This window comes from Variovorax sp. PBS-H4 (genome assembly GCF_901827205.1).
In the GTDB taxonomy this organism is placed as follows: domain Bacteria; phylum Pseudomonadota; class Gammaproteobacteria; order Burkholderiales; family Burkholderiaceae_C; genus Variovorax.
Window position 1 is genome coordinate 3,427,965 of record NZ_LR594675.1, and the last position, 13,874, is coordinate 3,441,838.

At 66.4% G+C, this 13,874-nt stretch carries 15 protein-coding genes and 1 tRNA gene; 9 read left to right on the forward strand and 7 right to left on the reverse strand.

Going from position 1 to position 13,874, the window contains the following annotated elements:
• Window positions 1-136 precede the first annotated feature (136 nt).
• Window positions 137-838 carry a Crp/Fnr family transcriptional regulator gene (locus E5CHR_RS16255; protein WP_162580812.1) on the reverse strand — a complete coding sequence of 234 codons (702 nt, stop codon included), beginning with the start codon at window positions 836-838 and terminating at the stop codon, window positions 137-139.
• A gap of 181 nt (window positions 839-1,019) precedes the next feature.
• Here E5CHR_RS16255 and E5CHR_RS16260 point away from each other — a divergent pair, with 181 nt between their 5' ends.
• Complete coding sequence (locus E5CHR_RS16260) at window positions 1,020-1,418, forward strand: hypothetical protein (protein WP_162580813.1); 399 nt, start codon at window positions 1,020-1,022, stop codon at window positions 1,416-1,418.
• A gap of 24 nt (window positions 1,419-1,442) precedes the next feature.
• On the opposite strand, the gene E5CHR_RS16265 is transcribed toward E5CHR_RS16260, so the two are convergent.
• The 3 genes from E5CHR_RS16265 to E5CHR_RS16275 form a co-directional block, all read right to left on the reverse strand.
• Window positions 1,443-2,960: a tripartite tricarboxylate transporter permease gene (locus tag E5CHR_RS16265; RefSeq protein ID WP_162580814.1), complete on the reverse strand. Its 1,518-nt coding sequence runs from the start codon at window positions 2,958-2,960 to the stop codon at window positions 1,443-1,445.
• A 1-nt stretch (window position 2,961) separates the two neighbouring features.
• Window positions 2,962-3,519, reverse strand: a complete 558-nt coding sequence (locus tag E5CHR_RS16270; RefSeq protein ID WP_162580815.1) for a tripartite tricarboxylate transporter TctB family protein — start codon at window positions 3,517-3,519, stop codon at window positions 2,962-2,964.
• A gap of 79 nt (window positions 3,520-3,598) precedes the next feature.
• Window positions 3,599-4,558 (reverse strand): Bug family tripartite tricarboxylate transporter substrate binding protein, encoded by a 960-nt coding sequence (locus E5CHR_RS16275; protein WP_162580816.1) that lies wholly within the window; start codon window positions 4,556-4,558, stop codon window positions 3,599-3,601.
• 104 nt (window positions 4,559-4,662) lie between these two features.
• Between E5CHR_RS16275 and E5CHR_RS16280 the strand changes: the two genes are divergently transcribed.
• From E5CHR_RS16280 to E5CHR_RS16300, 5 genes are all read left to right on the forward strand, one after another.
• Window positions 4,663-5,343 carry a response regulator transcription factor gene (locus E5CHR_RS16280; protein ID WP_162580817.1) on the forward strand — a complete coding sequence of 227 codons (681 nt, stop codon included), beginning with the start codon at window positions 4,663-4,665 and terminating at the stop codon, window positions 5,341-5,343.
• Entirely contained in the window at window positions 5,340-6,755 is a 1,416-nt protein-coding gene (locus E5CHR_RS16285) for a sensor histidine kinase (RefSeq protein ID WP_162580818.1), read from the forward strand. The genes E5CHR_RS16280 and E5CHR_RS16285 overlap by 4 nt, the downstream gene beginning before the upstream one ends.
• A 20-nt stretch (window positions 6,756-6,775) precedes the next feature.
• Entirely contained in the window at window positions 6,776-7,204 is a 429-nt protein-coding gene (locus E5CHR_RS16290; protein ID WP_162580819.1) for an RNA-binding S4 domain-containing protein, read from the forward strand.
• Between the two features lie 46 nt (window positions 7,205-7,250).
• Window positions 7,251-8,063, forward strand: coding sequence for a PPK2 family polyphosphate kinase (locus E5CHR_RS16295; RefSeq protein ID WP_162580820.1), 813 nt, complete (start codon window positions 7,251-7,253; stop codon window positions 8,061-8,063).
• Window positions 8,064-8,182: 119 nt separating this feature from the next.
• Window positions 8,183-8,359, forward strand: a complete 177-nt coding sequence (locus E5CHR_RS16300; protein ID WP_162580821.1) for a hypothetical protein — start codon at window positions 8,183-8,185, stop codon at window positions 8,357-8,359.
• A gap of 20 nt (window positions 8,360-8,379) precedes the next feature.
• On the opposite strand, the gene E5CHR_RS16305 is transcribed toward E5CHR_RS16300, so the two are convergent.
• Entirely contained in the window at window positions 8,380-9,237 is an 858-nt protein-coding gene (locus tag E5CHR_RS16305; protein ID WP_162580822.1) for an IclR family transcriptional regulator, read from the reverse strand.
• A 158-nt stretch (window positions 9,238-9,395) separates the two neighbouring features.
• Between E5CHR_RS16305 and E5CHR_RS16310 the strand changes: the two genes are divergently transcribed.
• The 3 genes from E5CHR_RS16310 (at window position 9,396) to E5CHR_RS16320 (ending at window position 12,345) form a co-directional block, all read left to right on the forward strand.
• A complete protein-coding gene (locus tag E5CHR_RS16310) occupies window positions 9,396-10,733 on the forward strand; it encodes an NAD(P)/FAD-dependent oxidoreductase (RefSeq protein ID WP_232062076.1) in 1,338 nt (445 codons plus the stop codon).
• 165 nt (window positions 10,734-10,898) lie between these two features.
• Window positions 10,899-11,354 carry a hypothetical protein gene (locus E5CHR_RS16315; RefSeq protein WP_162580823.1) on the forward strand — a complete coding sequence of 152 codons (456 nt, stop codon included), beginning with the start codon at window positions 10,899-10,901 and terminating at the stop codon, window positions 11,352-11,354.
• Between the two features lie 181 nt (window positions 11,355-11,535).
• Entirely contained in the window at window positions 11,536-12,345 is an 810-nt protein-coding gene (locus tag E5CHR_RS16320) for a S1 family peptidase (protein WP_162580824.1), read from the forward strand.
• A 103-nt stretch (window positions 12,346-12,448) separates the two neighbouring features.
• Here the strand turns inward: E5CHR_RS16320 and E5CHR_RS16325 are convergent.
• A tRNA-Ser gene (locus E5CHR_RS16325) sits at window positions 12,449-12,541 on the reverse strand.
• Between the two features lie 22 nt (window positions 12,542-12,563).
• Window positions 12,564-13,832, reverse strand: a complete 1,269-nt coding sequence (locus tag E5CHR_RS16330) for an aspartate kinase (protein ID WP_162580825.1) — start codon at window positions 13,830-13,832, stop codon at window positions 12,564-12,566.
• Window positions 13,833-13,874 lie beyond the last annotated feature (42 nt).

The window sequence follows — 13,874 nt, forward strand, 5'->3', positions numbered from 1 at the left end:
CGGCGGGATGCGGCGGGATGCTGCGCGACATCGTCTGCAACGAGATCCCGCGCGCGTTCAGCGATCACCGGCCCGATGCTGACAGGCTGGAAGCTGCCGGCTTGCGGTCCGAGTCGCAAGAATTGTCGAATAGCGCCTACGCACCGCGAACCTCTTCCACCATCCGTACGAGGCGCAGCGCGTCGGTGAGCACCAGCGCTCGGCCGTCCTTGGCCAGCAGGCCGTCGCGCCGCAGGGCGTTGAGCTCGCGCGTGACCTGCTCGCGGTTGGTGCTGATCTGGCTGGCCAGCTCGGCATGGGTGGGCGCCGGCTCCAGCCGGGCGCGGTTGCCATTGATGCCCGCCGCCTGCGCCAGGCGCAGCAGCTCGGCGTGGACACGGTTCTGTACGCCGAGCGTGCTGAGATCGATCACGCGCTCGGACAGCTGGCGAACCAGCGCGGTGAGGCTGCGCATGACGCGCTCGGCGACCACCGGCTCGTCGCGCAGCAGCGCGAGGAAGGCGCCGCGATCGAGGCTGGCAACCACGCTGGGCGTCAGCGTCACCACGTCGGCCGAGCGCGGCTGGCCGTCGATGGCGGCGATGTCGCCGAAATGTTCGCCCTCCAGAGAGTCGCGGAAGGTCACCTGTCGCCCGTTGGCCGCATAGATCGTCACCCGCAGCCGGCCGGACACCAGGAAGAAGACATCGCTCTTGCGCTCTGAGCGCAGCAGCAGCGGCTTGCCCACCGGCAGGCTTTGCCAGAGGCAGCGAGCGGCGAGTTGCTTCAGCCGCTCGGGCGACAGGCCCTGAAGCAGCACGATGTGCTGCAGGCCCAGGCTGGAGCGGTCAGTCGGCATGGCACGAACTCCGCGACGGCGTCTTTGCAAAACCTGTGCGCTAACGCACAGCCCTCGGGACGGCGGCCCATCAAAGTAAGGACCGTGATGGATGCGATTTCCGCACCCACACACCCGCAGAGGAGATTTCATCATGAATACAAAAGTTCTTGCTTTTTTTGCTGTCACATGCGCCGGTATCGTGTCTGCGCAAACGGTTCCTCCAGAACAATGGGTCGGCGCGCCGATCCCTTCGGCCAGCACCCTGAGCCGTTCGGCCGTGATGGCCGACTACATCGCCACGGCACCTGGCGAAGCGAGTACGCCGCAGGAATTCCGCGTGGGGCCGCCTGACGCGCAGCCTGGCGGACTGAGCCGCGCCGAGGCGGTCGCCGACCTGAACTTGTGGCTGCGCTCCGGGCTGGGCCAGAGCGCCTATCGCGACGACTTCGATCCCGCGCGCGGGCACTACCGCACCCAGTTGGCGATGTACCAGCGGCTGCGCCATGGACCGGAGTTCACGGCGGAAGTCGCGCGCATCCAAGGCGCGGGCAGGTTCGCCACCATCGCGCAAGGCGCGGCGACCCCGGCCGACGAGTAAAGCGAGCGCCGCGCCGCCGGCTTCTCAGCGGCCGGCGGCGCGAAGCTGCTTGCGATCGCTCATGTACTTGGCCGCCCGCGGCAGCACCAGCACCGCCAGTACGACCACAATCAGCGCCAGCGACATCGGCCGCTGGAAGAACACCACCGCACTGCCCTCGCCGATCGACATTGCGTTGCGCAGCTGCGCCTCGGCCAGCGGGCCGAGGATCATGCCGACCACCACCGGCGCGGTCGGGAAGTCGAAGCGGCGCATCACCACGCCCAACAGGCCGATCACGTAGAGCAGCACCAGGTCGAAAGAGCTCTGGCGCATGCCGTAGGCGCCGACGGTCGCGAAGATCAGGATGCCCGCGTAGAGCTGCGGCTTCGGAATCTTGAGCAGCTTGACCCACAATCCCACCATTGGCAGGTTCAGCACGAGCAGCATGACGTTGCCGATGTAGAGCGAAGCGATCAGCGCCCAGACCAGCGCAGCGGAGGTGGTGAAGAGCTGCGGCCCGGGCTGGATGCCGTAGTTCTGGAACGCACCCAGCAAGATCGCGGTGGTGTTGGAGGTCGGGATGCCGAGCGTGAGCAGCGGGATCAGCGCCGCGGTGACGGTGGCGTTGTTGGCGGCCTCGGGGCCGGCAACACCTTCGATCGCACCCTTGGTGCCGAACTCGGCTTTGTCCTGAGGGTCCTTCACCAGCTTCTTTTCGGCGGCGTAGCTCAGGAAGGTCGGGATCTCGGTGCCGCCCGCCGGAATGCAGCCGAAGGGCGTGCCGATCGCGGTGCCGCGCAACCAGGCCGGAATGGAGCGCTTCCAGTCGCGAGCCGTCATGTGCACGCGGCTGAGCTTGTTTTGCGTTTCGACGGTACGTCCTTCGTAGAGGACCGCGTAAAGCACCTCCGCCACCGCGAACAGGCCCACCGCAACGAGCACGATCTCGATTCCATCCAGCAACTCGGGGATGCCGCCGGTGTAGCGGCCCTGCCCGGAAATCTGGTCGAGGCCGATGCAGCCCGCGGCGAGCCCGATGAACAGGGCGGTAAGCCCGCGCAGCGTGCTCTTGCCCAGCACCGCGCTCACGGTGGTGAAGGCCAGCACCATCAGGAGGAAGTACTCCGGCGGCCCGAGCTTGACGGCGAAATCGGCCACATAAGGGGCGAACAATGTGACGATGACGGTGGCAATGGTCCCCGCGAAGAAGGAGCCGATCGCAGCGGTAGCGAGCGCAGCCCCGGCCCTCCCGCTCTTGGCCATCTTGTTGCCTTCCATCGCCGTCACCATGCTGGCGGTCTCGCCGGGTGTGTTCAGCAGGATGGAAGTGGTCGAGCCGCCATACATGGCGCCGTAGTAGATGCCAGAGAAGAAGATCATGGAGGCCGTGATGTCCACCTTGCCGGTGATCGGCAGCAGCATCGCAACCGCAACCGCGGGACCGATGCCGGGCAGCACGCCGACCGCCGTGCCGAGGGCGCAGCCCACCAGGCACCAGAGCAGGTTCGCAGGCGTGATCGCGGCCGCGAAGCCCTGCATCAATGCGTTGAAAATGTCCATGTCAGATCCAGCCCGTCGCGGTCAGGCCTGGCAGGTTGATGGCCAGGAATTTGGTGAACATCCAGTAGACCGGCGCCGCGATCAGCACGCCTGTGACGATGTCGATGAGCCACGTGCGCGGCGAATTGACGCCAGCCAGTCCCTTCGAGCGCCGCAGCCCCTGCACCGCAAGCAGGTAGCACAGCGTGCAGCTCAGGATGAACCCGATCGTGGTGATCAGCGCTGCATTGAGCAACAGGCCTGCAGAGACCCAGGCGAGACCGCTCCAGTAAGCGGGTCCGTCGTCGGACGCCTCCATGTCGCGAAATCCGCCGGTGCGCGACTCCCAGATGATCCAGGCGCCGCAGAGGGTGAGCGCCCCCGACACCAGCCAGGGCAGGAAGTTGGGGCCGACGCCGCCATAGCCTGCTTCGGATGAAATGCCGATCGCGCCGTAGGCCAGGGCCAGCCCGACGAGGAGAACGCCGGCGCCGACCAGGGTTTGCGGCCAGAGCGCTGCGGGCGATAAATCGTGTTCGAGCGGCACATGCCCACTCGAGGTGGGGTCGATGTTGGACATTGTTCTGGACCTCGCGTGTGATCGAAGGAAAGCGGGAGGGCGGCCCGCGCCGCAGCCTCCGCACGCGCGCTGGAGCGCGTCAGACCATGCCGGACTTGTGCATGGTCGCGCGCAGGCTCGCAAACTCCTCGTCCACGAACTTGGCGAAGGTGTCCCCCGACATCAAGGCCGGGGTCCAGTCGTTCTTCTTCATCGCTTCGTTCCATGCGGGGGTCTTGACTGCGGCAAGCACCAGGTCCGTCAGCGCCTTGCGCTGCTCGGGGGTGATGCCCGGGGCGCCGTAGACGCCGCGCCAATTGCCGATCTCGACGTCGATGCCCTGCTCCTTGAGGGTGGGCACGGCGATTCCGGGCAACCTCTGCGCCGAGGTAACGGCAATCGCGCGCATCTTGCCGTCGGCGATGTACGGAGCAAACTCGCTGTAGCCACTGCCGCCCACAGTGACGTTGCCTCCGAGGATGGCAGCGGTGGCCTCGCCGCCGCCGCGGAAGGCCACGTAGTTGATCTTGGACGGATCGGCGCCGACCTTCTGCGCGATCATGGCCGCGGCAATGTGCTCGGTGGAGCCGCGCGAGCCGCCGCCCCATTTGACGCTGCCGGGGTCTTTCTTGAGCTGCTCCACCACGTCCTTCATGGTCTTCAGTGGCGAGTTCGCCGGCAGCACGAACACGTTGTACTCGCTGGTAAGCCGCGCCAGCGGCGTGGCCTGCGACAGATTCACCGGCGGCTTGCCGGTGATGATGCCGCCCAGCATCACGGCCCCCATCACCATCAGTGCGTTCGGGTCGCCCTTGGAACCGTTGACGAACTGTGCCAGGCCCAGAGCGCCGGCGGCCCCGCCCTTGTTGTCGTAGGTGACGGTATCGGCCAGCTTGGCGTCCGTCATGGCCTTGCCCAGTGCACGGCCCGTGGTGTCCCACCCGCCACCCGGGTTCGCCGGGATCATCATCTTGATGTTGGGCGCCGCCCAGGCCGACAGCGGCAGGGCTCCGGTAGCGGCCAGCGCGGCCATGGACTTCAGGAAGGTATCTCGACGCATGCATGTCTCCTTGGAGGATCTGAAAAGCGGAACGCCGCTATGATGCGCGCCCCTGCTGTCAGTTGGCTGTCCTGCACACTGGGGTAAACACCGAAATACCGGCCATGAAGCTGCTGTTAGTCGAAGACGACCCCTCGATGCAAACCACCCTGCAGCGCACGCTGGGCCGCCGGATGATCGACGTGCGCGTGTGCGGCGACGGCGCGCAGGCGTTGGCGCAGTGGCGCGCGCTCGAGCCCGACGTCGTCGCGCTCGACCTGAGCCTGCCCAACCTCGACGGCCTGCAGGTGCTGGCGCAGGCGCGCGCCCAGGGCCTGCGCACGCCGGTGCTGCTGCTGACCGCACGTGGCACCGTGGGCGATCGGGTGGTCGGCCTCAACACCGGCGCCGACGACTATCTGCCCAAGCCGTTCGACCTTGACGAACTCGAGGCACGCATCCGCGCTTTGCATCGCCGCCACCAGAGCGCCGGGTCCGACGCCCCGCACAATCCGCAGCAGGTCGGCGGCCTGCGCTACGAGCCCGACAGCGGCGCCATTTATCACCGCGCCGAGGTGCTGGAGCTGACGCCGCGCGAGCTCGCCCTGCTCAAGGCGCTGATGGTGAAGCCGGGCCATGCAGTGGCCAAGGAGCGCCTCTTCGAGCTGGTCTTCCCCGGCGAGACCGAGGTGCAGTACGAGGCGGTCGAGGTGGTGGTGTATCGGCTGCGCAAAAAACTCGCCGGTACCGGCGCCGCGTTGATGACCTTGCGCGGCCTGGGCTACCTGCTGCGCGAAGAACCGTGATGCGCGCCGCCTCGCTGCGCGCCCGGCTGCTTATCGGCATCCTGGTGCCAGTCGCGCTCTTCATCGTGATCAACAGCGTGAGCCTCTACCGCCAGAGCCTCGCGGCCGCGACCACTGCCTACGACCGCACCCTGCTCGCGTCGGCCAAGACCATTGGCGAGCAGCTCGACGTCGAGGGCTACGACGAGCACGCGTCGCTGCGCGCCATCGTTCCCTACTCTGCGCTGGAAGCTTTCGAAGCCGACAACCAGAGCAAGATCTTCTACCGGGTCTCTACGCTTGGGGGCGAGATGATTTCCGGCTTTGCCGACCTTCCATTCTGGACAGGCAAGCTGCCGACCCGACCGCCCTACGCGGCGCTGGTGGACTTCTACGACGAACGCTTTCGCGGACAGCCGGTGCGAATGGCGGTGCTCCTCCAGCCGGTGGCCAGCGCTCGCGGGCGGGGGATGGCCGTGGTGCAGGTGGCCGAGACGCTGGAGCTGCGCGAAACGCTGGTCCGCAAGCTGCTGGTCGACATGCTCTGGCGGCAGCTGGTACTTCTCGCCGTGATTGCCGGCGTGACCGTTTTCGTGGTGCAGCGCGCGACCCGGCCGGTGCGCCACCTGGGCGAGCTCATCGAAGCGCGCGCGCCCGACGATTTCTCGCCCATCGATGCGCCCGACACGCCACGCGAGCTGCGTCCGCTGGTCGATGCCACCACGCAGGTCATGGGTCGGCTACAGCGCGTGCTCGACCACCAGAAGCGCTTCGTACGCGACACCGCGCATCAGCTGCGCACGCCGCTGGCGGTGCTCAAGGCCCAGGTGCAGTCGGCGCGCCGCGGCGACGCGCCGACCGGCCAGTCACTGGCCGAGATCAGCGACACCGTGGAGCGCGCCACCACGCTGGCCAACCAGATGCTGTCGCTGGCCAAAGTCGAGCAGTTGCGCCAGCAGCCGGACTCGCAAGTCCTGGACCTCGGTGAGGCGGTCCGTCAGATCGCGCTCGACCTCTCCCCGCTGATGGCCGACAAGGCGCTGGACGTGGAGCTTTCGGGCGGCTCCGTACCGGTGCTCGTGCGCGCGCATCGCTGGATGCTGCAGGAGCTGGCGCGCAACCTGCTGCACAACGCCATCAAGCACAACCCACGCGGCGCTGCCCTGGGGGTCCGCGTGGGAGCCGAGAACGGAAGAGCCGTCTTCGTCGTGAGCGACCAGGGCGCCGGCATTCCCGACGAATTGCGGCAACGCCTCTTCTCGCCTTTCGCCGCGGGCGACGTTGCCAGCGGTTCGGGGCTGGGCCTGGCCATCTGCCGCGAAATCGTGCTTGCGCTGGGCGGAAGCATCGCCCTCGACAACCGGGAAATCGGCGGACAGCGTATCGGGCTCGATGCCGTAGTGCAGCTGCCGCTGGCGCGCGACAATCGCTGAAATTCCACTCAGACGGAGACATGGACCGCCTGCGCATCGACAAATGGCTCTGGGCCGCACGCTTCTTCAAGACGCGTACCCTTGCCGCCGACGAAATCGGCAAGAACCGCGTGCAGATCAACGGAGAGGTCGCGAAGGCCTCGCGCGAGGTGAAGGCAGGCGACCTGGTCGCGCTGCGGGTCGGCGGTGGGCTGGACCGCATCGTGCGGGTGCGGGGCCTGAGCGGGCAGCGCGGACCGGCGCCGGTGGCACAGCAGCTCTATGAAGAGACGCCCGAGAGCCTGGCCGCACAGGCAGCCGCGCGCGAGCAGCGGCGCATCGGCAGCGAGCCGGCACTCAGCATCGTGCAGGGGCGGCCGACCAAGCGCGATCGGCGCGATCTCGACCAGGCTCGGCACGTCGATTGGGACACCCGCTGGAGTGCGTCGCTGGACACGGACGAAGACTGAACATCGCGTACCCTCGGGCCATTGCCAACAACGAGGGCGCACGGCGATGGCCAGTTTCAAGAAGTACCGCGTCACCACAAGCGAAAAGTTCAAACTCGCGAGCATCGACCCCGCCGACACCCCTTTTTTAAAGGGCGACGAGGAAGGCCAGCGGGAACGGCTCGAACAGCTGGCCGGCGAACTCGACGAGCTGCAGAACCTGCTTCATGCCGAGGGCCGCCGCAAGCTGCTGCTGGTGCTCCAGGGCATGGACACCAGCGGCAAGGACGGCACCATTCGCTGGGTGTTTTCCCGCACCTCCCCGCTGGGCGTGCGCGTGACCGCCTACAAGGCTCCGAGCGAGGACGAGCGTGCCCGCGACTACCTATGGCGTTGCCATGCCAACGTGCCGCGCGCCGGCGAGATCATGGTGTGGAACCGCAGCCACTACGAAGACGTGCTGGTGCCCTGGGTCGAAGGCTGGATCGACAAGCAGGAGCTGAGCCGCCGCTACGCGCAGATTCGGGACTTCGAGCGCCTGCTCGTCGAGACGGGCACGGTGGTCGTCAAGTGCATGCTGCACATCAGCAAGGCGACGCAGCGCGAGCGCCTGCAGGAACGGATCGACGACCCGGGGAAACGCTGGAAGTTCCGGCTCGACGACCTGGAAGTGCGCAACAAGTGGGACGCCTACCAGCGCGCCTACGAGCAGGCGCTGCGCGGCACCTCCAGCAGCTACGCGCCCTGGAATGTGATTCCAGCCGACAGCAAGCTTCATCGAAACTTGATGATTGCCGAACTGCTGGTCAAGACCCTGCGCAACATGGAGCTTGCCCTGCCGCCCGCCGACCCTTCCCTGGACGGGCTTCATGTCAAGTAGGACGGCGCCGCGTTTTCGCCTCCGGTTCTCCTCCGAAAGGCGTATTGAGGTGCCAGGAGGCCAGTGAGACACTGCCCTGGCTGCTCGCCCGAGCTGTTGCCTACGCGAAGGACCAAACAATGGACGTGTTGACCTATTCAGACCTGATGACCGGGCTTCTTTCGGTGCTCGGCAGCGGCATCCTTTTCCTGTCGGTCGCCAACTGGACTCCGAAGCCGCTTCGAGAGGAGATCGCTCGAAGAGTCGAGCACTCGATTACGCTGCTCGACACCTTCGAGGAACCACGCAACCGCTGAGCTGGCCTCGCGGGCTCTGCTCAGACCGCAGCCAGTTCCCGGTTGATGTCCCGCGCCGTCTTCAACAATTGCGGCACAAGGCGGCGCAGCACCTCCGCCATCGACCAGCGCGGCGAAGGCACTGCGATGTTGACCGCACCGAGCGGCTCCCCGGCGCGATTGATCAGCGCCGCCGCGATCGAGACTTCTCCGACGAAGACCTCCTGGTCGTTCAACGCATAGCCCAGCTCGCGCGCCTTTGCCAACGCCTCGCTCAAGCCCCGCAGGTCGGTGACGGTGCGCTTTGTCATCGGCTTTCGCTTGAGGGCCGCCAGCATCGCCATCGCCTCGGTTTCATCGAGCTTCGAAAGGATCGCGCGGCCGGCCGCGCTGCAGTAAACCGGCAACCGCGAGCCCACGTGCAGGTCGACGCTTACCGCGTGCAAACTGGGAAAGCGTGCAACGTAAACGATCTCCGGTCCCTCCAATTCAGCCAGGTTGACCGTTTCTCCGATCTTGCGATTCAGCGCCTCCAGGTGCGGGCTCGCCTTCTCGCGCAGCCGGTGGGTCGCCAACAGCGTGTGGCCAAACCGCAGCATGCGGCCCGACAGCGTAAAAGCCCGCGTGACCGGATGCTGGCGGAGGTAACCCAGCGCGTGGAGCGTGTGCGTGACCCGCTGCACCGCGCTGCGGTCCAGCACCGCCAGAACGGCCAGCTCGGTCAGGGCAACCGGGCGCCCTGCAGCGCTGAGCGCCTCCAATACCTGGAAGCACTTGGCGACGGAAACCATGAACAGCGGGCTGTCGCGCGCCGAGTCTGTCTGGCGTGTTTTGCGCGCGAGGGCCGCTGCGGCGGGTCTGGCACGGGGCATGGCGGCCTTGAAGAGCTGGAGCACCATTATTGCATTGCAATATGGCGTATTGATAAACGATACAAGACGTCATAGAGTCAAGTCCTTGTCGCTCACCGTCCACCTTGCGTCCGACAGGCCCATGATGCCGCGCCTCACTCTTCCAATCGCCCTGTTCTCGACGCCAGACCTCCCAGGCCCTGCGCGTGCGCAGCAAGCCGCTCATCCGTCGCAGCCCACCGGCCGGGACAAACGCCGGCTCGCCGGTCGCCATGCCGCCGGCTGACTTGCGGGTAGCCGTCGTTGGTGCCGGCGTGGTCGGCAGCTGCATCGCGCTGGCGCTGCGCAAGCGCGGCGCGGCCGTCACGCTGATCGACCGCGACGAGCCCGGTCGCGGCTGCAGCTACGGCAACTCTGGGGCCATCAGTCCGGCATCGGTAGCGCCATTGGCCATGCCGGGCATCCTGTCTTCGGTGCCGAAGATGCTGCTCGACGAAGAGAGCCCGCTGCACCTGCCCCTCTCGTACCTGCCGAAGGCGGTGCCTTGGCTGATGCGCTTCATCGCGTCAGCCCAGCCGTCGCGAGTTGCGCTCTCGGCCGCCAAGCTGGCGGCGCTGCATACGGGCGCCATCGACCGCCACGAAGCGCTTACGCGTGAACTCGGGGTGCCCGAACTCTTCGTGCGCCAAGGCCACTTGCATCTTTACCCGGACGCGCGCGCCTTGGCCAAGGACGCCGACGGTTGGCGCATGCGCCTTCACTACGGCTATGCGTTCACCCAGCTGGACCGTGACGGCATCCTGGCACTGGAGCCACGCGTGGCCGAACGCTACCGGGTCGGGATGTTCATGGCCGACCACGCAACCATCGTCAATCCCTACCGGTACGTGCAGGCGATGGTGCGCGGCTTTGCCGTGCGCGGTGGCCGGGTGCGGCGTGAGGAGGTGCGGGCGATGACGCCGCTGGAGGGCGGGCGCTGGCGCCTGGCCACGGCCGGCACAGCCGATGGCGCGGAAGACTGCTTCGACCACGTGGTGGTGGCGGCCGGGGCATGGTCGCGCCGGTTGTTGGACCCGCTGGGCGTGCACCTGGCGCTCGAGAGCCAGCGCGGCTATCACGTGCAGTTCCAGGGCGGGCGCAGCACGGTCTCGCGCACCGTGGTGCTGGCCGATCGCAAGATCTTCCTGACGCCGATGGAAGAGGGTTTGCGTGTGGGCGGTACCGTGGAATTCGGAGGCCTGGAGCGACCGCCGGACCCGCGCCGCGCCGCGATCCTCGAGCGCATCGCGCGCGAGACCTTTGAGGACCTCGACGGGGTACAGGCCACCCAGTGGATGGGCCACCGGCCCTGCATGCCCGACTCTGTGCCGGTCATCGGCCCGGCAGCCGGCCGGCGCGGCCTTTGGCTGGCGGTCGGCCACGGCCACCTCGGCCTGACGGACTCCATCAGCACCGCTCGATCCATCGCCAGCAGCATGCTCGGCGCGCGGTCCATCGCCGCTGAATTCGAAAATGGGCGATGTGCTCAATCCAGGCCGAAGTGAAAAGTATCAATAGCGATCGCCGCGTCATTTCGTGTTCGGGACGCGCCTTCCGCAAGCGTCGAGGATTTAACAGCACGGGTGCATTTCTATCGCGGTGCAGGCCTGCATTCGCCTGCCAGCGCAGACACTTCATTGCTTACAACATTGACGCCTGGAGGAGTTGCCATGGAATCACCGGACCTTGAGACAGTCGAGAAGGCGCGCGCGCTCATCCAGGAAGTCATTGCCGGGCGCAGCCACCTGGCTGCCGCCGTGCCCTACTTCGCCCCGACCGACATCGGTTGCCTGCCGCCCGCGCTGCAGGAGGCCGAATCGCGCATCGAGGAGGAAAACGACTTCGGAAATCGCGTGCGCGCGGCCATCCAGATGAGCCTGGCCGCGGCGGCCGCATCGTTGCGCGTCAGCGAATCGCTGATGCAGGACTTTGCCCAGCTGGGATCCCATGAGCGCCAGAAGGAGCTGGCTCGCTGCGCATGCGAAGCCGAGGCCTCCAGGGACATCACCGGCCATATCGCGGCAATCCTCTCGGGCAAGGAAGCGCCGAAACTGGATGCCCTGATGGAAATCAAGCGGCTCAAATCGGCCATCTACGAGCGATTCGGTCGCTGGCCAGGCCGCTGAGCCGTCTTCGGCACGCAGCGCGACGCCTGATCCTGCGAGCGCGTGCCCTGCGCCCCTGCGGCGTACACTGCGCCGTAACGGCATGGCGCCAGGGAGGTCCCGTCCTCTGGCCGGGTCCGCGGCAAATCCAGTCTCGAGAACGCGGCTTGACCGCGTTTTCTTTTTTTGAAAGGCGCACGCGATGAAGAACCTGCAAGATGCCACCGCGCCGCGGGCGCAGCGTCCTGCCACCGAGGCGGCGCTCCTGACCACAACGCGCGTCAGCACCTTCCTGGGGCCGGGCTCCTTGTCCGGTGCCAGCGGCTTTTTCTTTCGCCGCAACGGAAGGCTGTTCCTGGTCACCAGCCGCCATGTGCTTGCCGATGAAACGAGCAGCCATTTTCCCGACCGGATCGAAGTCGAGATACATACCGATGCGCTAGACCTGACACGGTACGCGGCGGTTTCGGTGCCGCTGTATCGCGACGGCCTGAGCCAATGGCGCCAGGCCGCCGACAGCGCCGGCGACGTGGACGTGGCCGCCATCGAGATCGATCCCGGCACCCTGCCCGACTCCAGCATCCTGCACGCGTTCGGACCGGAGCACCTCGAAGCGACCGATGACGTTGCCGAGGTCGGAGACGCGCTGGTCATCGTCGGCTTCCCGCTGGGCTTCCATGACACGGTGCACCATCTGCCCGTGGTGCGAAGCGCGTCCATCGCTTCGGCTTTCGGCGTCCGCTTCCAGCAGCAGGGTTACTTTCTGACCGACGCCCGCACCCATCGCGGCAGCAGCGGAGCGCCGGTGCTGCGGCGCATCCAGAATCCGAACGCGGAGCGGTCGCAACTACCCTGGCAACTGCTGGGCGTGCATTCCACGCGCATGGACATGCGCACGCGTGACCTCGTGCAGGACGAATCGCTCGGCCTCAATTGCGCCTGGTACGCGGACGTGCTCATGGCCTTGACCGAGCCTGTTGCGCCAACGACGGAAGCCTCGACGGACACCTGATCCCGTCAAAGTCTCACGCGCCAAGTGGGGGTGACACTCCCCCAATGAAAAACCCCGCGGCGGGTAGCGCGCGGGGTTCAAAGAGAGGCTCTGAGATTGTTCTTGGCGGAAACGGAGGGATTCGAACCCTCGATGAGGCTCTACACCCCATACTCCCTTAGCAGGGGAGCACCTTCGGCCACTCGGTCACGTTTCCAGGAAACCGCAATTATGCCAGCTTACGCGGGCGGTTGATCGAGATCGAAGGCCTTGTGCAGGGCCCGCACGGCGAGTTCCATGTACTTTTCGTCGATCACGACCGAGGTCTTGATCTCGCTCGTGGAGATCATCTGGATGTTGATGCCCTCCTCGCTCAGCACGCGGAACATCTTGCTGGCCACGCCCACGTGGCTGCGCATGCCGATGCCGACGATGCTGACCTTGCAGATCCTGGTGTCGCCTACGATGTCGCTCGCACCCAGCGTTGGCAGCACCTTGTCCTTCAGCAGGTCGACAGTCTTGGCGTAGTCGTTGCGGTGCACCGTGAAGCTGAAGTCGGTGCGCCCGTCCTTGCTCAGGTTTTGGATGATGACGTCGACCTCGACGTTGGCATCGGCGACGGCGCCGAGGATGTGGTACGCGATGCCCGGCTTGTCGGGCACGCCGATCACGGAGATCTTGGCTTCGTCGCGGTTGAACGCAATGCCGGATACGACGGCTTGTTCCATGTTTTCATCTTCCTCGAATGTGATCAGGGTTCCCGAGCGGGCCTCTTCCTTGATGTCGATGTCCCAGGGCGTGAAGCTCGACAGGACACGCAGGGGCACCCGGTACTTGCCGGCGAACTCGACCGAGCGGATCTGCAGCACCTTGGAGCCGAGGCTCGCCATCTCCAGCATTTCCTCGAAGCTCACCGTGGTCAGGCGGCGCGCATCGGGCTCGACGCGCGGGTCCGTGGTGTAGACGCCGTCGACATCGGTGTAGATGAGGCACTCGTGCGCCTTCATTGCCGCAGCGATGGCGACGGCCGAAGTGTCGCTGCCGCCGCGGCCCAGCGTGGTGATGTTGCCGGCGTCATCGACGCCTTGGAAGCCGGTGATGACCACCACCTTGCCGGCCTCGAGGTCGGCGCGCACGCGCTGGTCGTCGATGCTTTCGATGCGGGCCTTGGTGAAGGCGCTGTCGGTCCTCACCTGCACCTGCCAGCCGGCATAGCTGACGGCCTGCACGCCCTCAGCCTGCAGCGCGATGGCCAGCAGTGCGGACGAGGCCTGCTCGCCGGTCGCGGCCAGCATGTCGAGCTCGCGGTTGTGGTCGTCGTCGGTCTTGCCGGAAGCGAGTTCTTTGGCCAGGCCGAGCAGGCGGTTGGTCTCGCCGCTCATGGCGCTCGGGACCACGACCATCTGATGGCCGGCGCGCGCCCACTTGGCAACGCGCTTGGCGACATTCTTGATGCGCTCGGTCGAGCCCATCGACGTGCCGCCGTATTTGTGAACGATCAATGCCATGGATGAAGTCAAGGAGAAGAGTTCGGATGCCTGCGGCAGTGC

Bases quoted from the DNA above. Each gene is read 5' to 3' on its own strand.
- E5CHR_RS16300 (WP_162580821.1), top strand. From the start codon at position 8,183: ATGGACGTGTTGACCTATTCAGACCTGATGACCGGGCTTCTTTCGGTG.
- E5CHR_RS16270 (WP_162580815.1), bottom strand. From the start codon at position 3,519: ATGTCCAACATCGACCCCACCTCGAGTGGGCATGTGCCGCTCGAACAC.
- E5CHR_RS16315 (WP_162580823.1), top strand. From the start codon at position 10,899: ATGGAATCACCGGACCTTGAGACAGTCGAGAAGGCGCGCGCGCTCATC.
- E5CHR_RS16290 (WP_162580819.1), top strand. From the start codon at position 6,776: ATGGACCGCCTGCGCATCGACAAATGGCTCTGGGCCGCACGCTTCTTC.
- E5CHR_RS16265 (WP_162580814.1), bottom strand. From the start codon at position 2,960: ATGGACATTTTCAACGCATTGATGCAGGGCTTCGCGGCCGCGATCACG.
- E5CHR_RS16330 (WP_162580825.1), bottom strand. From the start codon at position 13,832: ATGGCATTGATCGTTCACAAATACGGCGGCACGTCGATGGGCTCGACC.
- E5CHR_RS16320 (WP_162580824.1), top strand. From the start codon at position 11,536: ATGAAGAACCTGCAAGATGCCACCGCGCCGCGGGCGCAGCGTCCTGCC.
- E5CHR_RS16275 (WP_162580816.1), bottom strand. From the start codon at position 4,558: ATGCGTCGAGATACCTTCCTGAAGTCCATGGCCGCGCTGGCCGCTACC.
- E5CHR_RS16280 (WP_162580817.1), top strand. From the start codon at position 4,663: ATGAAGCTGCTGTTAGTCGAAGACGACCCCTCGATGCAAACCACCCTG.
- E5CHR_RS16295 (WP_162580820.1), top strand. From the start codon at position 7,251: ATGGCCAGTTTCAAGAAGTACCGCGTCACCACAAGCGAAAAGTTCAAA.
- E5CHR_RS16255 (WP_162580812.1), bottom strand. From the start codon at position 838: ATGCCGACTGACCGCTCCAGCCTGGGCCTGCAGCACATCGTGCTGCTT.
- E5CHR_RS16305 (WP_162580822.1), bottom strand. From the start codon at position 9,237: ATGGTGCTCCAGCTCTTCAAGGCCGCCATGCCCCGTGCCAGACCCGCC.